General features: G+C 59.7%; 18 protein-coding genes. 8 read left to right on the forward strand and 10 right to left on the reverse strand.

Annotated elements, in window-relative coordinates:
- Positions 1-7: 7 nt before the first annotated feature.
- From HX899_RS28125 to HX899_RS28135, 3 genes are all read right to left on the reverse strand, one after another.
- On the reverse strand, positions 8-1,162 hold the full coding sequence (locus tag HX899_RS28125; RefSeq protein ID WP_138329657.1) for an amino acid ABC transporter permease: 1,155 nt from the start codon (positions 1,160-1,162) through the stop codon (positions 8-10).
- A gap of 1 nt (position 1,163) precedes the next feature.
- Positions 1,164-2,366, reverse strand: a complete 1,203-nt coding sequence (locus HX899_RS28130; protein WP_171598859.1) for an amino acid ABC transporter permease — start codon at positions 2,364-2,366, stop codon at positions 1,164-1,166.
- 102 nt (positions 2,367-2,468) lie between these two features.
- On the reverse strand, positions 2,469-3,494 hold the full coding sequence (locus HX899_RS28135; RefSeq protein ID WP_029873144.1) for an amino acid ABC transporter substrate-binding protein: 1,026 nt from the start codon (positions 3,492-3,494) through the stop codon (positions 2,469-2,471).
- A gap of 358 nt (positions 3,495-3,852) precedes the next feature.
- Here HX899_RS28135 and HX899_RS28140 point away from each other — a divergent pair, with 358 nt between their 5' ends.
- Complete coding sequence (locus HX899_RS28140; RefSeq protein ID WP_181293920.1) at positions 3,853-5,043, forward strand: cystathionine beta-lyase; 1,191 nt, start codon at positions 3,853-3,855, stop codon at positions 5,041-5,043.
- A gap of 31 nt (positions 5,044-5,074) precedes the next feature.
- Here HX899_RS28140 and HX899_RS28145 read toward each other — a convergent pair whose 3' ends face one another.
- Together HX899_RS28145 and HX899_RS28150 are read right to left on the reverse strand one after the other, a co-directional pair.
- Positions 5,075-6,229, reverse strand: a complete 1,155-nt coding sequence (locus tag HX899_RS28145) for an FAD-dependent monooxygenase (RefSeq protein ID WP_181293921.1) — start codon at positions 6,227-6,229, stop codon at positions 5,075-5,077.
- Between the two features lie 28 nt (positions 6,230-6,257).
- Positions 6,258-6,503 (reverse strand): zinc-finger domain-containing protein, encoded by a 246-nt coding sequence (locus HX899_RS28150; RefSeq protein WP_003539274.1) that lies wholly within the window; start codon positions 6,501-6,503, stop codon positions 6,258-6,260.
- A gap of 159 nt (positions 6,504-6,662) precedes the next feature.
- On the opposite strand from HX899_RS28150, the gene HX899_RS28155 reads away from it, so the two are divergent.
- From HX899_RS28155 to clpA, 6 genes are all read left to right on the forward strand, one after another.
- Positions 6,663-7,448 (forward strand): alpha/beta fold hydrolase, encoded by a 786-nt coding sequence (locus HX899_RS28155; RefSeq protein ID WP_138329648.1) that lies wholly within the window; start codon positions 6,663-6,665, stop codon positions 7,446-7,448.
- A gap of 128 nt (positions 7,449-7,576) precedes the next feature.
- Positions 7,577-8,410 (forward strand): serine O-acetyltransferase, encoded by an 834-nt coding sequence (gene cysE, locus HX899_RS28160; RefSeq protein ID WP_017960263.1) that lies wholly within the window; start codon positions 7,577-7,579, stop codon positions 8,408-8,410.
- 140 nt (positions 8,411-8,550) lie between these two features.
- Positions 8,551-8,754, forward strand: a complete 204-nt coding sequence (locus tag HX899_RS35495; RefSeq protein WP_003539277.1) for a DUF3126 family protein — start codon at positions 8,551-8,553, stop codon at positions 8,752-8,754.
- A 274-nt stretch (positions 8,755-9,028) separates the two neighbouring features.
- Positions 9,029-9,391 (forward strand): phasin family protein, encoded by a 363-nt coding sequence (locus tag HX899_RS28170; protein ID WP_138329646.1) that lies wholly within the window; start codon positions 9,029-9,031, stop codon positions 9,389-9,391.
- A gap of 276 nt (positions 9,392-9,667) precedes the next feature.
- On the forward strand, positions 9,668-10,018 hold the full coding sequence (gene clpS, locus HX899_RS28175; RefSeq protein ID WP_017988219.1) for an ATP-dependent Clp protease adapter ClpS: 351 nt from the start codon (positions 9,668-9,670) through the stop codon (positions 10,016-10,018).
- Positions 10,019-10,028: 10 nt separating this feature from the next.
- Positions 10,029-12,521: an ATP-dependent Clp protease ATP-binding subunit ClpA gene (gene clpA / locus HX899_RS28180; RefSeq protein ID WP_181293922.1), complete on the forward strand. Its 2,493-nt coding sequence runs from the start codon at positions 10,029-10,031 to the stop codon at positions 12,519-12,521.
- A gap of 73 nt (positions 12,522-12,594) precedes the next feature.
- On the opposite strand, the gene HX899_RS28185 is transcribed toward clpA, so the two are convergent.
- From HX899_RS28185 to HX899_RS28205, 5 genes are all read right to left on the reverse strand, one after another.
- Positions 12,595-12,885 (reverse strand): Dabb family protein, encoded by a 291-nt coding sequence (locus HX899_RS28185; protein ID WP_181293923.1) that lies wholly within the window; start codon positions 12,883-12,885, stop codon positions 12,595-12,597.
- 57 nt (positions 12,886-12,942) lie between these two features.
- Positions 12,943-13,374: an HIT family protein gene (locus HX899_RS28190; RefSeq protein WP_181293924.1), complete on the reverse strand. Its 432-nt coding sequence runs from the start codon at positions 13,372-13,374 to the stop codon at positions 12,943-12,945.
- Positions 13,375-13,527: 153 nt separating this feature from the next.
- Positions 13,528-14,718 (reverse strand): GNAT family N-acetyltransferase, encoded by a 1,191-nt coding sequence (locus tag HX899_RS28195; RefSeq protein ID WP_181293925.1) that lies wholly within the window; start codon positions 14,716-14,718, stop codon positions 13,528-13,530.
- Between the two features lie 179 nt (positions 14,719-14,897).
- Entirely contained in the window at positions 14,898-15,617 is a 720-nt protein-coding gene (locus HX899_RS28200) for a glycerophosphodiester phosphodiesterase (RefSeq protein WP_181293926.1), read from the reverse strand.
- On the reverse strand, positions 15,614-16,084 hold the full coding sequence (locus HX899_RS28205; RefSeq protein WP_138329635.1) for a RidA family protein: 471 nt from the start codon (positions 16,082-16,084) through the stop codon (positions 15,614-15,616). Before HX899_RS28205 ends, HX899_RS28200 begins: the two co-directional genes overlap by 4 nt.
- 136 nt (positions 16,085-16,220) lie before the next feature.
- On the opposite strand from HX899_RS28205, the gene HX899_RS28210 reads away from it, so the two are divergent.
- Positions 16,221-17,057, forward strand: a complete 837-nt coding sequence (locus HX899_RS28210; protein WP_020049770.1) for a cell envelope integrity EipB family protein — start codon at positions 16,221-16,223, stop codon at positions 17,055-17,057.
- Positions 17,058-17,243: the final 186 nt, after the last annotated feature.

The raw sequence follows: 17,243 nt of genomic DNA on the forward strand, positions 1-17,243 counted from the left end.
AGCGTTCTTATCGTTTGTGGCCGGTATCGAGATGGCGCTCCATGAAACCTGAATAGCGCGACATGCCGAAGCAGAACAGCCAGAAGATGAAGCCCGCGAAGATCAGGCCCGTGATCGGCGTGACGGCGCTTGCCCAATTGGCATCGGAGAAGTTCAGCTTAACGATGCCAAGCAGGTCGAACATGCCGATAATGGTGACCAGCGACGTGTCCTTGAACGTTCCGATGAAGGTGTTCACGATGCTCGGGATGACCAGCTTGATGGCCTGCGGCATGATGATCAGCCGGGTCTTCTGCCAATAGCCGAGGCCGAGTGAATCGGCGCCTTCGAACTGTCCCTTCGGGATCGCCTGAAGGCCGCCGCGGATCACTTCAGCCATATAGGCCGACGTGAAGATCGACACGCCGATCAGCGCCCGAAGCAATTTGTCCACGTTCCAGCCTGTCGGAAGGAAGAGCGGCAGCATGACACTTGCCATGAACAGAACGGTGATCAGCGGAACGCCTCGAATGACCTCGATGAAGGTAACGCAGAGCATCCGGATGACGGGCATCTTCGAGCGGCGTCCCAGCGCAAGCAGAATGCCGACGGGTAGGGAGACGGCAATACCGACAAAGGACAGGACGAGCGTCACCATCAACCCGCCCCAGAGCGGAGTCTCCACCACTTCGAGGCCGAAGCCGCCGTGAAGAAGCCAGAAGGCGATGACCGGCAGGACGGCGAACAGAAGAATGGCGTTCAGGCCCTTGCGCGGCGCCGACGGGATCAACATCGGAACCAGCAGCAGAATGAACAGGATCCCGACGATCGCCGGCCTCCAACGCTCACCGAGCGGATAGCGGCCGAAGATAAACTGATCGTACTTGGCGCTGATGAAAGCCCAGCATGCGCCACTCCAGCCGTCAGGCTGGATGCCGCCCTGGATCGTCGTCGCGCAGAATGTGCGGTCCGGGCCGGACCATACGGCCTGGATGAACAGCCAGTTGACGAGATGCGGCACGGCCCATGCGATGAGCGCAAGAGCCAGGATCGTCAGGATCACGTCCTTCGGAGTTGCCAGGAGATTGCGGCGTATCCAGGCGACGGCTCCCCTCTCGCCGGGGGGCGGCGGTTCGGCGGCAAGGATGGACGTTCTGACAAAGGGTTTATCGGCGACCGACATCTTATCTCTCCACCAGTGCCATCTTGGCATTGAACCAATTCATGAACAGCGACGTGAGAATGCTCAAGCTGAGATAGACGATACCCCAGATGCAGACGATCTCGATCGCTTGACCGCTCTGATTGAGGATCGTGCCACCGACGGCAACGAGATCCGAGAAACCGATCGCGATGGCGAGTGAGGAGTTCTTGGTCAGGTTCAGGTACTGGCTCGTCAGCGGCGGGATGATGATGCGCAGCGCCTGCGGCACCACGACAAGTCTCGTCACGCTCGACGGATGCAGCCCCAGCGCGCCGGCTGCTTCGGATTGTCCCTTAGGAACGCCGCGAATGCCGCCGCGAACGATCTCGGCGATGAACGAGGCGGTATAGAAGGACAGAGCGAGAAACAGCGACATGAATTCGGGGCCGACGACGGAGCCGCCCGTCAGGTTGAACTTTCCGGCGACCGGAACGTCGAAGGTGAGCGGAAAGCCGGAGACAACGAAGACCAGCAATGGCAAGCCGACGATCAGCGCGATCGCCGTCCACACGGTGTGGAACGGCTGGCCGGTTGCGGCTTGGCGTTTGTGAGCCCAACGCGCGATGATGATGGTGGCGACAATCGCAATCAGCAGGGCGATGCCGACCGCTATCATGCCTGTCTCGAAGATCGCCTTCGGGAAGGCTAGTCCTCTGTTGTTGAGGAACATGTTGAAGGGCAGGCCGACCGACTCGCGCGGCTGCGGCAAGACGGAGAGAACGCCGAGATACCAGAAAAAGATGACGAGCAGCGGCGGAATGTTGCGGAAAACCTCGACATAGACCGTGCAGAGCTTGGCAATCAGCCAATTGCGCGACAGCCGGCCGATCCCGATGAGGAAGCCGATGATGGTCGCGGTGAAGATACCGGTCACCGCCACCAGCAAGGTATTCAGAATGCCGACGAGAAGTGCGCGCGCATAAGTCGAGTCACTCGAAAAGCCGATCAGCGACTGGCCGATTTCGAAACCGGCGCGGCCGCGAAGAAAGCCGAAACCCGATGCCGTATTGCTGCGCGCAAGGTTCACGGCCGTGTTGTGGGCCACCCACCACACAAATGCCACCAGAACAACGATTGTTAGAACCTGGAAAAATATGCTCCGGTATTTCGGGTCGTACATTGCCGACCGGAAACTCCAGCCGGTGTCATGCAAAGGTGTCCTATCCACAGCCCCATGCGTCATGCCGCGCCAATCCCCTTGTGCCCGTTTTCGGGCTTTCTTTTTACTTTTTGGAGTGGGAAGGCGGCTTGGCCGCCTTCCCAGTATTTCATTGCCGGTGCTCGATTAACGAACCGGCGGTGCGTACTGGATGCCGCCCTTGTTCCACAGAGCATTCAAGCCGCGTGCGATCTTGAGGGGGCTGCCCTCGCCGATGTTACGCTCGAAGATTTCGCCATAATTGCCGACGCCCTTGATGACGTTGGCGGCCCAATCATTGGTCAGGCCGAGATCGGTGCCGATCTTGGTGTCGGTCTCGCTGCCGAGGAAGCGCTTGATATCAGGGTTCGGCGAGTTCTTCATCTCGTCGACATTTGCCTGGGTGATGCCGAACTCTTCGGCATTGATCAGCGCATAAGCCGTCCAGGAAACGATATCGAACCACTGATCATCACCCTGACGGACGGCCGGGCCAAGCGGCTCCTTGGAGATGATCTCAGGAAGGATGACGTGTTCGTCGGGATTCTTCAGCGTCAGACGCAACGAATAGAGACCGGACTGGTCGGTCGTGTAAACGTCGCAACGACCGGCGTCGTAGGCCGCGTTGACCTCAGGAAGATTTTCGAAGACGACCGGATTGTACTGCAGATTGTTCGTCTTGAAATAATCGGCGAGGTTCAGTTCCGTGGTCGTGCCCGACTGCACGCAGATTGCGGCGCCGGAGAGTTCGAGCGCCGACTTCACGTTCAGGCCCTTGCGCACCATGAAGCCCTGACCGTCATAATAGGTGACGGGACGGAAGTTGAAACCGAGTGCGGTGTCGCGGTTGATCGTCCAGGTCGTATTGCGCGAGAGAACGTCGATTTCACCGGACTGCAGAGCGGTGAAACGTTCCTTCGCATTTGTCGGCGTGTACTTGACCTTGGTGGGGTCGCCGAACACGGCCGAAGCGACGGCCTTGCAGAAGTCGACGTCGAAGCCGGCCCAATTGCCGGAAGCGTCAGGTGCGGCAAAGCCTGTAAGGCCGGTGTTGACGCCGCACTGAACGAAACCCTTTGCCTTGACGTCTGAGAGAGTGGTGGCGGAGGCGGCCGAGGCGCCAACTGCCAAAACTGCTGCGCCGATGGCGGCGGACAGGAGCTTATTTTTCATTTTCCCAACCTTTTCCGTTGTCTTATCTTTTCTTGTGGGGAGTGCGTGCCGACAATCCGTGCGCCTCCCCATTGTCTCGACACCCTCCCGGCGCGAGTGGGTCTATCACAGTCGTAAATGTCACTATGGTCAAGTGTCGCGCTCAATAATTGCGGCAAAATTCAGAATTTTGGTAGATCGCGCTGCATTCATGGGCACTTGGCCATGAAATAGGCGTCTGGTTGCGGAAAAATAACGCGAAAATCGACAATTCCATCATTCCAGGCCGTCGCTTGCATCAATCTTCAAGGGTTGACCGGAAACGGCGCGACGTCCAAAAGTCTGGTTTCGCGACCCTTCGCCAAAGGCTATTTCCGACATGAACGACAAAGACAGCTTGCTGCAGAATGCTGGCATCAACACCCGCCTGACCCATATCGGCAACGACCCCTTCGATTATCACGGTTTCATCAATCCGCCGGTCGTGCATGCCTCGACGGTGTTGTTTCCGAATGCGCGGGCGATGGAGACGCGCACGCAGAAATATACCTACGGAACGCGCGGCACCCCGACGACGGATGCGCTCTGCGAGGCGATCGACGCACTCGAAGGCTCGGCCGGCACGATCCTTGTGCCGTCGGGCCTTGCGGCCGTCACCATTCCGTTTCTGGGTTTCGTCGCAGCCGGCGATCATGCGCTGGTGGTCGATTCGGTCTATGGCCCGACGCGCCATTTCTGCGACACGATGCTGAAGCGCCTCGGCGTCGAGGTGGAATATTACCACCCGGAGATCGGCGCCGGCATCGAGGCGCTGTTCCGGCCGAACACCAAGCTCGTTCATACCGAGGCCCCAGGCTCCAATACTTTCGAAATGCAGGATATTCCGGCGATCTCGGCGGTTGCGCACCGCCACGGCGCCGTCGTCATGATGGACAATACCTGGGCGACGCCGGTCTATTTCAGGCCGCTCGATTACGGCGTCGACATATCCATCCACGCATCGACGAAATATCCGTCCGGCCATTCCGATATCCTGCTCGGAACGGTTTCGGCCAATGCCGAGCACTGGGAGCGGCTGAAGGAAGCAAACGGTGTGCTCGGCATCTGCGGCGCACCCGATGATGCCTACCAGATTCTGCGCGGATTGCGCACCATGGGCCTGCGCCTCGAGCGCCATTATGAAAGCGCGCTTGATATCGCGAAATGGCTGGAGGGCAGGGAGGATGTCGCCCGCGTGCTGCATCCGGCCCTGCCGAGTTTCCCCTCGCACCATCTCTGGAAGCGCGATTTCAAAGGCGCCAGCGGCATCTTTTCCTTCGTGCTTGCCGCCGACGGCCCCGAGAAATCAAGAGCAAAGGCGCATGCCTTCCTCGACGCGCTCAGGATTTTCGGTCTCGGCTATTCCTGGGGTGGCTTTGAAAGCCTCGCTTTGCATGCCTATCTCGACGATCGCAAGGTCGCCAAGGCGCCGACGGACGGTCCGGTCATCCGCCTGCAGATCGGCATCGAGGACGTGGCCGACCTCAAGGCCGATATCGAACGGGGTTTTGCCGCGGCAAGCGCGGTCTGACCAGAGACGCTTTGTCGCCGATGGCGGCGCCTCACGGCAGATCGGCAGCCCGATAGCCGTAGATCCAGTCGAGATCTGCCGCGAGGCTTAGCGGCGGCTTGAGGCCGAGCACGAGATCGCGGCCGATCCGGATCGGCCCTTTCGCATGATAGGCGAACCGGTTGAAGGCGCCACGCTGGCGAAGCCTCGCAATGCGCGGCGCCCGGTGTCTTTCGAACCGCGCCAACGCTTCCGCCACGGGGCTATTCGAAAGAAACGCCGCCAGTTCGTAGGCGTCTTCGATCGCCATCGCTGCTCCCTGTCCGGCAAAAGGCATCATCGCATGCGCGGCGTCGCCGATCAGAACCGTCTTTCGGCCGTCCTGCCAGGCGCCTGATGTGGTTTCGAACAGCGGCCAGAAGGTCAGCTTCCTATTTCTGTCGAGCAGCGAGACGATCGCTGAGTTCCAGCCGGAAAGGCGCGCCCGCAGCTGCGCCCGCTGTTCTTCCGTCGCCTCGCTTTGCCAGGCCTGCGGCGCGATATTGCCGGCGGTGATCGCCACCATATTGAAGCTGCCGGTTTCCCTCAGCGGATAGCAGACGAGATGCGCCGAACCGCCGAGAAAAGCCGAAACGCTTGCCCGGTCGAGGAATCCGGGCGCTTCCGTTTCGGCAATCGTAAAACGGTAGGCGATATTGCCGGAAAAGCGCGGCGAGGGGCTGCCTGGAACAGATTGCCGAAGCTTCGACCAGACGCCGTCGCCGCCGATCACGACATCGGCCGCCCGCTCGAAAGGCGGTAGGGTCGAATCTATTCGCACGCCAAGGTGAAGCCGGCAGAGCGGATCGGCCGTGACCGCATCCAAAAGCGCTTTCTGCAATGTGGTGCGGTGGAGGACGCCATAAGGAGCACCCCAGCGTTCCCGCGCGAATTTGCCGGCCGGCACCGCCGCGAGTTGGCGCAGCGAACTGCCCGATATCAGCCGGATCGCGTCCGGCTCGAGCCAGACCTTTGACAGCCCGTCAAGGATACCGAGTTCGGCAAGGATGCGGGAGGCGTTCGGCGAAACCTGCAATCCGGCGCCGATGTCGGTGAGTTCGCCCGCCTGTTCGAAGATCTCCGAGCTGATACCCCGGCGCGAAAGCGCAAGGGCAGCGGTCAGCCCTGATATCCCGGCGCCGATGATGGCGGCATGTTCGATCGGCATTGCCCGTCCGATCCCGGATCTGGACTGACTACGCCGCCTTCACGTGGAAAACGCAGCCGGCCGGATTGGTTTGGCTGGGCTTGAGCGCGGAATTGAAGCGATAGAGCGTCGAGCAGTAGGAACAGACCTTCTCGTTGTCGTCGCCCATGTCGATGAAGATATGCGGATGATCGAAGGGAGCCGAAGCGCCGGTGCACATGAATTCCTTGACGCCGACTTCGATAACGCGGTGACCGCCGTCGTTCTGGAAGTGGGGAATGTTGTGGCCGGCCATGTCGCTCTCCGAATGCTTTGAAATGTGCGCGAACCTTATAAGCCTTCGCCGCAAATGTGTAGAGCCAAACCGCCGCGCCGGGCACAGTTTTTAGCCACAGTTTTTGGCTTCACCATGAAAGGCCGCTCGACTATGGTCGCGCCCAAAAAGGAAGGCCCGATGAACCTGAATACGCCCACATTTTCGAGCTTCACCCATGACGGACTGCAGCTCGCCTTCTTCGATGAAGGCGATCCGGCCGGTGTGCCCGTGTTGTTGATCCACGGCTTTGCCTCGACCGCAAACGTCAACTGGGTGCATCCGGGCTGGCTAAAGACGCTGGGCGATGCCGGCTACCGGGTGATCGCCATGGACAATCGCGGCCACGGCGCAAGCGACAAGCCGCATGATGCCGAAGCCTATCGTCCCTGGGTCATGGCCGGCGATGCGATCGCCTTGCTCGATCATCTCGGCATCCCGGAGGCCAATGTCATGGGCTATTCGATGGGCGCGCGCATTTCCGTTTTTGCCGCGCTTGCCAATCCGCATCGCGTCCGTTCGCTGGTGCTCGGCGGCCTCGGCATCGGCATGACCGACGGCGTCGGCGACTGGGACCCGATCGCCGATGCGCTGCTGGCTCCTTCGCTGGAGGCGGTGACGCATGCCCGCGGCCGTATGTTCCGCGCCTTCGCCGAGCAGACGAAGAGCGACCGGGTCGCTCTTGCCGATTGCATCCGCGGCTCGCGCGATCTGGTCGCCCGCTCCGATATGGCCAAGCTCGATATGCCGACGCTGATCGGCGTCGGCACCAAGGATGATATCGCCGGCTCGCCGCAGGAGTTGGCGGCGCTGATGCAAAATGCCGAAGCACTCGATATTCCGGGCCGCGATCATATGCTCGCCGTCGGCGACAGGGTTTTCAAGCAGGCGGTGCTGGCCTTCTATGCAAGGGTCGCCCATCGCTGACAACATCGTGATGCTGAAAAACCATGCTAAAAAACCATGGCGACGGCACCCATTTATGTTATTGGCGTTTTCCTCTATATATTGGCATTCCGAAAACGGCATTCCTTCCGGCAACGAGGAGAGCGGCGATGGTCGCAAAGACTGACATCCGTGCTTTTGACACAGGCCATCCGGTGAAGGTGATGGATCCCATCTGGGACAGCCTGCGCGAGGAAGCACGGCTCGCCGCCGAACGGGACCCGGTTCTCGCCGCCTTCCTCTATTCGACCGTGATCAACTACCATTCGCTCGAGGAATGCGTCATCCACCGCATCTGCGAACGTCTCGATCACCCCGACATGCAGGCGAACCTGCTTCGCCAGACCTTCGAGGAAATGCTCCTCGACTGGCCGGACTGGAGTTCCATCCTGCGCGTCGATATCCAGGCGATCTATGACCGCGATCCCGCCTGCCTGCGCTTTATGGAGGCGGTGCTTTATTTCAAGGGCTTCCATGCGCTGCAGACACATCGTCTCGCCCATTGGCTGCTGAACCGCGGCCGGCGTGATTTTGCGCTCTATCTGCAGAGCCGCTCCTCCAGCGTCTTCCAGACCGACATCAACCCGGCCGCCCGTATCGGCAAGGGCATCTTCCTCGATCACGCCACCGGCCTCGTCGTCGGCGAGACGGCCGTCATCGGCGACAACGTCTCGATCCTGCACGGCGTCACACTCGGCGGCACCGGCAAGGAGGGCGCTGACCGCCATCCGAAGATCGGCTCCGGCGTCATGATCGGCGCCGGCGCGAAGATCCTCGGCAATATCGAGATCGGCTACTGCTCACGCGTCGCCGCCGGCTCCGTCGTCCTGAAGGCGGTGCCGCCCAAGAAGACGGTGGCGGGCGTGCCGGCCAAGGTCGTCGGCGAGGCCGGTTGTTCCGAGCCGTCGCGCAACATGGACCAGGTGATCGGCGCCGATATCTGAGCGCCCATTGGAAACAAGGATAGGAAAAGTCGGCGGGATCCGAGCGGGGAGGGCCATGAGCAAACGGCAACCTTGCCTTTACACCGCTGCATTTCCTGTGCAAGAAGCGGCCAATCAAGACCGCTTACGGAGATGACAGAGTGAAGCCAGAAGAAATCAAGAAGCTCGACGCCTATTTCAAGCGCATGTTCAACCCGCAGATGATCGTCAAGGCGCGTCCGCGCAAGGATGATTCTGCGGAAGTCTATCTCGGCGAAGAATTTCTGGGTGTCGTCTATATCGATGACGAGGACGGCGACCGCTCCTACAACTTTTCGATGGCGATCCTCGACGTCGATCTCTGATCGCGCTCGAAAGTGTCAAAAGGACCGAATGGCGCGATCCGTTCGGTCCTTTTTTCGTTTTTTCGATTCGGAACGAGAATTTATTCAAAACTTCCGGTTGCGGCATTCTGATATATTTTAGCAAAATCAATTAAAGACGTACGTGCCCCGGCGCGCCGGCTTTGTTATATTATTGTAATGCAACTACTGGATGTTTTGCAATGCACAAGACTACTTGACTATTTGTGCATTGCAGCTACACTGCCGCCACCAACAGCCCAACGGAGGATGGCTCATGTTCAACATTGAAGACGCCAACAAGAAGAGCAAGGAAGCCGTTGACACGGCCCTGAAAACTTATTCCGACACGACCAAGGGCTTTCAGGCGATCGCCGCTGAAGCCACTGAATATTCGAAGAAATCCTTTCAGGACGCGGTGACGCATTTCGAAACGCTGGCCGGCGTCAAGAGCTTCGAGGCCGCTTTCGAGCTGCAGACGAACTACGTCAAGGCGTATTTTGAAGGCTTTGTCTCCGAGACGACGAAGCTCAGTGAGATGTATGCCGATCTCGCCAAATCAGCCTATAAGCCCTATGAAGCGCCGATCGCCGCTGCCGTCGTCAAGACCGCCAAGTCGGCGACGCCTGCTGCTGCATGAACTGATTTCAAAGGCGCAACCTGCGCTACATATTGAAAAACGAGGACCGGCTACGCATCTGTAGCCGGTCTTTTTGTTTCCGCTTTCGCTGCAGCGCCCGCATGGGATCGACCAGGGACTTTTTTGGTCTTTCCCGTGCATGCTGGCCATTTCTTGATTGCAGTGTCTGACAGGGGGCTTAAAATCAGCCTATTATGAACTAAGTTAGTGTTTCAGATATTCGGCGGGAAAAGCACCCTCCCATGCTCCGCCGGATTGCTTGAGGAATGAATGACAATGATCGCAAAGCCGATCCGGATGCAGAACGACAGCGAAAGGAACGGGGACAACGCAAATCGAACCTCGGTCATCACACGCACCAAGCCGAAGACCAAGAAGCCCAATCTTTATCGTGTGCTGCTTTTGAATGACGACTACACTCCCATGGAATTCGTCATCCATATTCTGGAGCGGTTTTTTCAGAAGGATCGTGAAAGTGCCACCCGCATCATGCTCCATGTCCATAACCACGGCGTCGGCGAATGCGGAATATTCACATACGAGGTAGCGGAAACGAAGGTCAGCCAGGTGATGGACTTCGCCCGGCAACACCAGCATCCGCTGCAATGCGTCATGGAAAAGAAGTGAGGATCTGAACGTGCCAACATTTTCGCCTAGTTTAGAGAAGGCGCTCCATCAGGCACTGACCTTTGCCAACGAGCGGCACCACGAATATGCGACGCTCGAGCATCTGCTGCTCGCCCTGATCGACGATGCCGATGCGGCCGCGGTCATGGGTGCCTGCAATGTCGATCTCGACGCGTTGCGCAAGACGCTCGTCGAATATGTCGATAACGAACTTTCCAACCTGATCACCGGATATGACGAGGATTCGAAGCCGACCTCCGGCTTCCAGCGCGTCATCCAGCGTGCCGTCATCCATGTGCAATCGTCCGGCCGCGAAGAGGTGACCGGCGCTAACGTGCTGGTCGCGATCTTCGCCGAGCGCGAAAGCCATGCCGCCTATTTCCTGCAGGAGCAGGAGATGACCCGCTACGATGCCGTCAACTATATCTCCCACGGCATCGGCAAGCGGCCGGGCGCTTCGGATGTGCGTCCCCCGCGCGGCGCCGAGGACGAGGCCGAAAGCAGCAAGCCGACGGCGCGCGGCGGCGAGGAAGAGGGCGGCCCGAAGAAGCAGCAGGATGCGCTCAAGGCCTATTGCGTCAATCTCAATGAGAAGGCCAAGGGCGGCAAGATCGATCCGCTGATCGGCCGTCACGCCGAGGTCAGCCGCACGATCCAGATCCTGTGCCGCCGTTCGAAGAACAATCCGCTCTATGTCGGTGATCCCGGCGTCGGCAAGACGGCGATCGCCGAAGGCCTTGCCAAGCGCATCGTCGAAGGCAAGGTTCCAGAAGCGCTCGCCGATGCGACGATCTTCTCGCTCGACATGGGCACGCTGCTCGCCGGCACGCGCTACCGAGGCGACTTCGAAGAGCGCCTGAAGCAGGTCGTCAAGGAACTGGAAGAATATCCGGGCGCCGTGCTCTTCATCGACGAGATCCACACGGTGATCGGTGCCGGCGCCACTTCGGGCGGCGCGATGGATGCATCGAACCTGCTGAAGCCGGCCCTGTCATCGGGCGCGATTCGCTGCATCGGATCGACCACCTACAAGGAATACCGCCAGTTCTTCGAGAAGGACCGGGCGCTGGTCCGTCGTTTCCAGAAAATCGACGTCAGCGAGCCGTCGATCGATGATGCGATCGAGATCATGAAGGGCCTGAAGCCCTATTTCGAAGAGTATCACCACCTGCGTTATTCGAACGACGCCATCAAGTCGGCCGTCGAATTGTCGGCCCGCTACATCTCCGACCGCAAGCTGCCCGACAAGGCGATCGACGTGATCGACGAAACCGGTGCGGCCCAGATGCTGCTGCCGCCGTCGAAGCGCCGCAAGCTGATCACCGAAAAGGAGATCGAGGCAACGGTCGCCACGATGGCGCGCATTCCGCCGAAGACCGTCTCCAAGGACGACGAAGCCGTGCTCGCCAATCTGGAGCAGGAACTGCGTTCGGTGGTCTACGGCCAGGATATCGCGATCGAAGCCCTTTCGACCTCGATCAAGCTGGCGCGTGCCGGTCTTCGCGAGCCGAACAAGCCGATCGGCGCCTATGTCTTCTCCGGTCCGACCGGCGTCGGCAAGACCGAGGTGGCAAAGCAGCTTGCCTCGTCGCTCGGCGTGGAACTGCTGCGCTTCGACATGTCGGAGTATATGGAGCGGCACACGGTTTCGCGTCTGCTCGGCGCACCTCCCGGCTATGTCGGCTTCGACCAGGGCGGCCTTCTGACTGATGGCGTCGACCAGCACCCGCATTGCGTGGTCCTGCTCGACGAAATCGAGAAGGCGCATCCCGACATCTACAATATCCTCTTGCAGGTCATGGACCACGGCACGCTGACCGACCATAACGGCAAGAAGATCGACTTCCGCAACGTCATCCTGATTATGACGACCAATGCGGGTGCGTCGGAAATGGCCAAGGCGGCGATCGGCTTCGGCTCGTCCAAGCGCACCGGCGAGGACGAAGAGGCGCTGACCCGCCTGTTCACGCCGGAGTTCCGCAACCGTCTCGACGCGATCATTCCCTTCGCACCGCTGCCGACGGCTGTTATCCATAAGGTCGTGCAGAAGTTCATCATGCAGCTGGAAGCCCAGCTTTCCGAAAGGAACGTCACCTTCGACCTGCATGAGGACGCGATCGCCTGGTTGTCCGAAAAGGGTTACGACGAGAAGATGGGCGCCCGCCCGCTTGCCCGCGTCATCCAGGACGCGATCAAGAAGCCGCTTGCCAACGAGATCCTCTTCGGCAAGCTGAAGAAGGGCGGCGTCGTCAACGTCACTGTCGGCCCGAAGGAAGACGGCAAGCCCGGCATTGTGCTGGAAGCCATCTCGGAAACGGCGCCGATCAAGCCGAAGCCGGAAGCTGAAGTCGTGCATCCCGAAGGCGATGATGGGGATGACGGCGAGCTGAAGACGAAAGCAGCCCGCAAGACACGCGCCAAGGCGGTGCCGCAGGCCGAGCCTGAGGTCCGCAACGCCCCGAAGAAGGGAAGCGCGGTTCCGAAGGTTCCACGCAAGAAGTAAGATACCGTCACCGAATTGAAAAAGGCCGCGTCACCCGCGGCCTTTTTCGTTTGCGGATCTGCATGCGCCCTTTTTAGAGCCTGGTGTAGTCGATCTCGAGAAAGTCGGCGACCTCGGGCACCCAGCGGTCGCGCACGAAGGCGACATGCAGTCGATGGACGTTGTAGACGTCATAGCCAGCCTGATCGTCGAACTCCATCGAGAAGCCGAAGGTAAAATCATTCTTTGGACTCGTCTGCCGAAGCTGCTCGAAATTCCGCACGCTCGGGATCTTGGCAAGCACCAGCGCGTCGGAGAGGAACGACGTTTCTTCAGCCGAGCCGGCTTCGTGCTTCAGGCGGAATGCGACAGTATGGCGGATCATGATTGTGTTCCAAATGATTGTCTGGATTGAATTCTCTGAAATCGACGGGTGTTGACCCTACGCCAGTGCGGCCCTGATCTTTTCGGCATTGGCGGCAAGCACGGCACCGTCCTCCATCTTGCCGGAATGCGGCTTGAGGGCCGCGCCTTCATGCCGCGGGATGACGTGGAAATGCAGATGAAACACCGTTTGACCGGCGGCCGGCTCGTTGAACTGGGCGATGAACACGCCATCGGCGTCGAAGACGCCCTTCACCGCATTGGCGATCTTCTGGACGACAGTAATTGCGTGGGTGAGAGTGGCTGGATCGGCATCGAGAATATTGCGCGACGCCGCCTTGGGAAGGACGAGCACGTGGCCCGGCGCCTGCGGCATCACATCCATGAAGGCGATGGTATGCTCATCCTCGTAAACCCGGTGCGAGGGGATTTCGCCGCGGAGGATCTTGGCGAAGATGTTGTTGTCGTCATAAGCGGCCGGGCTGGTCATCGCGAAATCTCCTCGTTTTTCAGAGCGCCGTGCGTCTTTTCAAACGCGCAAAGGACGCTGTAGCACTTTGAATTACTGCATAATTTTATCCCTAAATCGATTCCGATTTAGGGAATTATGCGTTGCGCGGGTAGCGCGGCCGGTGCGGCGGCGTCAATCCTCCTGCTGACGTTCGCCCTTGCGGAAAGGGCTGTGCTCGGTCAGCAACTCGCTCATCTGTTCGACATCGGCGCGCTCGCGCGCGAGATAGTCGCCGATCGCCCGGCGAAGGCCGGCATGCGCAACATAATGGGCGGAATGCGTCGTCACCGGCAGGTAACCGCGGGCAAGCTTGTGTTCGCCCTGCGCTCCGGCCTCGACCCGTTTCAGCCCTTTCGAAAGGGCGAAGTCGATCGCCTGGTGATAGCAGACCTCGAAATGCAGGAAGGGATGATCCTCGATGCAGCCCCAGTGACGGCCGTAGAGCGTATCGCCGCCGATGAAGTTGATCGCGCCGGCGATATAGCGCCCGTCGCGCTTGGCCATGACGAGCAGGATATCGTCTGCCATGCGTTCGCCGATCAGCGAATAGAACTTACGGGTGAGGTAGGGCCGGCCCCACTTGCGCCCGCCGGTATCCATGTAAAACTTGAAGAACTGGTCCCAGATGCGTTCCGTCAGGTCGCGGCCGGTCAGCCAGTCGATGCTGATACCGTTTTCGAGTGCGGCGCGGCGCTCCTTGCGCAATGCCTTGCGTTTGCGCGAGGCGAGCGTTTCGAGAAATTCCTCGTGATTGGCATAGCCGTCATTGATGAAATGGAACTGCTGGTCGGTGCGGTGCAGATAGCCATCCATCTCGAAGACGCCGATCTCTTCGTCCGGCACGAAGGTGATATGGGCCGAAGAGATGCCGAGCCGGCGCACCACCTCCTTCAGGCCTTCGGCGATCGCGCTCTGGATCGGCAGCCGCTGCAGCCCCTCGGCGACGAGAAGACGCGGGCCTGTCGCCGGCGTGAACGGGATCGAGCACTGAAGTTTGGGGTAATAACGCCCGCCGGCCCGCTCGAAGGCGTCGGCCCAGCCATGGTCGAAGACATATTCGCCCTGGCTGTGGTTCTTGAGGTAGCCGGGCAGGGCGCCGATCAGTTCGCCGCGCCCGGTCTCGAGCAGCAGATGATGACCGAGCCAGCCGCTCTCGGCGTCGGCCGAGCCCGATTCTTCTAGCGACGATAAAAAGGCGTGCGAAACGAAAGGGTTGTAGGCAATCTTAGCGCAGGTCTTCGACGCCCCGGAAAGCCTGGACCAGCTCTCCGGGGAAATCGCGGTGAAGGAGCGTTCTACGCGAATGGATAATTCATCAGTCATGGGACAAATGCGAAGCCTGTGGGAGGATAGTCTCGGCTCTGCCTTACAGCGCCGTGCGTCTTTCAGACGCGCAAAGGACGCTGTAACACTTTGAGTTCCTGCATAATTTTATCCTGAAATCGATCCGATTTAAGGAATTATGCAGCAGTCTGCGCATGATCTTGGCCTAAAAGCGAGCGTCAAGCAGCCACACGCGGATCGAAGCCTTCGAAGGTCATCTGGTCTGCGTTTGCGAATGTATGCCGGCGCGCCTCTTCGTCACGCACCGTCCAGGTAATAACGGGAATGCCCTTTTCGCGTTCGCCGGTGATAAAGGCGTTCGGCAGGTCGCCATAATGATAGGAGATGAAATCGAGACCGATCTCCATCGCCTCCGCATGTGTCTTGAACGCCTCCGGCGTGTTGCCGTCGGCCGTCAGCCCCAGCGGGTAGGGTGAGCCAAGCGCCTTCAGATCGCGCAGTAGCCAGTGATCGAAGCTCATCAGCGCTGCCTTGCCCTGATAACCTTCGAGGACCTCGAGCACAGCTTCGGCGAAACCTTCGTCATCGGCCTCGCGCCCCTTGAGCTCCAGCACCAGCGGCACCTTGCCCTCGACGAGGTCGAGGAGTTGGCGCAACGTCGGCACCTTGTCGCTGGTGCCGCCGACGGCGATCAGTCCGAGTTCCCGGGAGGTGCGCTCGCGGATGTCGCCGTGGAGGTTGCACAGGCGCTGCAGATCCTCGTCGTGAAAGACGACCGGTACGCCGTCGGAGGCGTAGTGCAGGTCGCATTCGATCGCAAAGCCCGCTTCGACGGCGCGCGAGAAAGCCGAAAGCGTGTTTTCCCAGACCTGCGTGTTGAGGTCGTGATAGCCGCGATGGGCGACCGGCAGGTCCCTGATCCAGCCAACATTGGTCATTCTGCGATTTCCATGATAGCGTCTATCTCGACGGCGGCATTCAGCGGCAAGGCCGCCATGCCGACGGCGGCACGCGCATGTTTGCCGGCTTCGCCAAGCACGCCGGCAATCAGGTTCGAAGCGCCGTTGATGACGAGATGCTGCTCGATGAAGTCGGGCGCCGAGGCGACGAAGCCGTTCAGCTTGATGACACGCCGGATGCGGCCGAGATCGCCACCAAGTGCCGCCTTCGCCTGGGCAAGGATGTTGATGGCGCAGAGTTCGGCGCCGCGCTGGCCCGTTGCAACGTCGATGGTCTTACCGAGATGGCCCGAGACGGCGACCTTGCCGCCTTCGAGCGGCAGCTGGCCGGAGATGTAGAGAAGATTGCCGCTGATGACATAGGGAACGTAATTTGCAGCAGGTGCTGCGGCTTCGGGCAGGGTTATCCCCATCTCAATCAGGCGCGCTGCAATTTCATCGGACATTTTCGTCTCCGCTTTTGTTGTCAATTCTTCAAAAATTATGCATCAAGACTAGAATCTTTAATATGACAGTTTCGAGCCTCGATTTGGCCGAAAGCGTTCTTATAACATCGCGACCGAGTCCAACAGGAGTTAATGAATGTTCCGATCGAGTCTTGTCGCTCTGCTTCTCGCCAGCGTTTCCGCCAATGCATGGGCGGCTGCGCCCGCGGTGAGCGCTGCGATCGCGACCGGCCTCGTCGCCCATCGCGCGGTCTACGATCTGGAACTGAAGGACGCTTCGGACCGCTCCGGCATCGCCGGCATGTACGGCCGCATGGTCTATGAGTTCGACGGCAGCTATTGCCAGGGCTTCACCACCAACTTCCGCTTCGTGACGCAGATCGACACCGGCGACAGCGTGCGCGTCAGCGACCAGCAGACCAAGACCTTCGAGAACCTGAAGGACGGCAAGTTCACCTTCGACACCAAATCCTTCACCGACGAGCAGCTCGATAAAGAGGTCAACGGTGCGGCGCAGGACCAGCCTGATGGCGTCAAGGTCGATCTCAAGCAGCCGGCGAGCCGCGAGCTGCAGCTTTTAGAAAGCCGTTTTCCCACGGAACATATGCTCGATGTGATCCAGCACGCCAAGGACGGCAAGCGCTTCTTCGAGGCGCGCGTCTTCGACGGTTCCGACGACGGCGACAAGTCGCTGGCGACGACGACGATCGTCGGCAAGCAGGAGACGCCGATCGCCGAGGAGGCCGATGCCGGCAATGCCGGCGCCTTCTCCAAGACTGCCTTCTGGCCGGTGACGATCGCCTATTTCAACGAAAGTGCGAAATCGGATGCTTTGCCGGTCTACCGCATGTCCTTCAAGCTCTATGAGAACGGCATTACCCGCGACCTGACGATGGATTACGGCGATTTCGTCCTGACCGGCAAGCTCGCCAAGCTGGAGCTGCTCGACCGCAAGGCCGAGGTTTGCAAGTAGGCGAAGGGCTTTCGCCTGTCATAAAACTGTATCATAAAATTCACTATGGTTCGGCGATCAGCGATGACTGAGTCGCCGTCTGTCGTCCTGCTTTTCGGGTCGGTGCGATCCTGGCGGCCAAGCCATTGCGATGACGTCTATCTGCTAGACTGCGTAGCCATTACGCATCGCAAGCTTGAAAGCCCG

The organism is Rhizobium sp. WYCCWR 11146 (assembly GCF_013591995.1).
GTDB classification, from domain to species: domain Bacteria; phylum Pseudomonadota; class Alphaproteobacteria; order Rhizobiales; family Rhizobiaceae; genus Rhizobium; species Rhizobium indicum.

What these genes read in the sequence shown, in the direction of transcription:
- HX899_RS28125 (WP_138329657.1), bottom strand. Translation starts at nt 1,162, where the DNA reads ATGTCGGTCGCCGATAAACCCTTTGTCAGAACGTCCATCCTTGCCGCC.
- HX899_RS28130 (WP_171598859.1), bottom strand. Translation starts at nt 2,366, where the DNA reads ATGACGCATGGGGCTGTGGATAGGACACCTTTGCATGACACCGGCTGG.
- HX899_RS28135 (WP_029873144.1), bottom strand. Translation starts at nt 3,494, where the DNA reads ATGAAAAATAAGCTCCTGTCCGCCGCCATCGGCGCAGCAGTTTTGGCA.
- HX899_RS28140 (WP_181293920.1), top strand. Translation starts at nt 3,853, where the DNA reads ATGAACGACAAAGACAGCTTGCTGCAGAATGCTGGCATCAACACCCGC.
- HX899_RS28145 (WP_181293921.1), bottom strand. Translation starts at nt 6,229, where the DNA reads ATGCCGATCGAACATGCCGCCATCATCGGCGCCGGGATATCAGGGCTG.
- HX899_RS28150 (WP_003539274.1), bottom strand. Translation starts at nt 6,503, where the DNA reads ATGGCCGGCCACAACATTCCCCACTTCCAGAACGACGGCGGTCACCGC.
- HX899_RS28155 (WP_138329648.1), top strand. Translation starts at nt 6,663, where the DNA reads ATGAACCTGAATACGCCCACATTTTCGAGCTTCACCCATGACGGACTG.
- cysE (WP_017960263.1), top strand. Translation starts at nt 7,577, where the DNA reads ATGGTCGCAAAGACTGACATCCGTGCTTTTGACACAGGCCATCCGGTG.
- HX899_RS28170 (WP_138329646.1), top strand. Translation starts at nt 9,029, where the DNA reads ATGTTCAACATTGAAGACGCCAACAAGAAGAGCAAGGAAGCCGTTGAC.
- clpS (WP_017988219.1), top strand. Translation starts at nt 9,668, where the DNA reads ATGATCGCAAAGCCGATCCGGATGCAGAACGACAGCGAAAGGAACGGG.
- HX899_RS28185 (WP_181293923.1), bottom strand. Translation starts at nt 12,885, where the DNA reads ATGATCCGCCATACTGTCGCATTCCGCCTGAAGCACGAAGCCGGCTCG.
- HX899_RS28190 (WP_181293924.1), bottom strand. Translation starts at nt 13,374, where the DNA reads ATGACCAGCCCGGCCGCTTATGACGACAACAACATCTTCGCCAAGATC.
- HX899_RS28195 (WP_181293925.1), bottom strand. Translation starts at nt 14,718, where the DNA reads ATGACTGATGAATTATCCATTCGCGTAGAACGCTCCTTCACCGCGATT.
- HX899_RS28200 (WP_181293926.1), bottom strand. Translation starts at nt 15,617, where the DNA reads ATGACCAATGTTGGCTGGATCAGGGACCTGCCGGTCGCCCATCGCGGC.
- HX899_RS28205 (WP_138329635.1), bottom strand. Translation starts at nt 16,084, where the DNA reads ATGTCCGATGAAATTGCAGCGCGCCTGATTGAGATGGGGATAACCCTG.
- HX899_RS28210 (WP_020049770.1), top strand. Translation starts at nt 16,221, where the DNA reads ATGTTCCGATCGAGTCTTGTCGCTCTGCTTCTCGCCAGCGTTTCCGCC.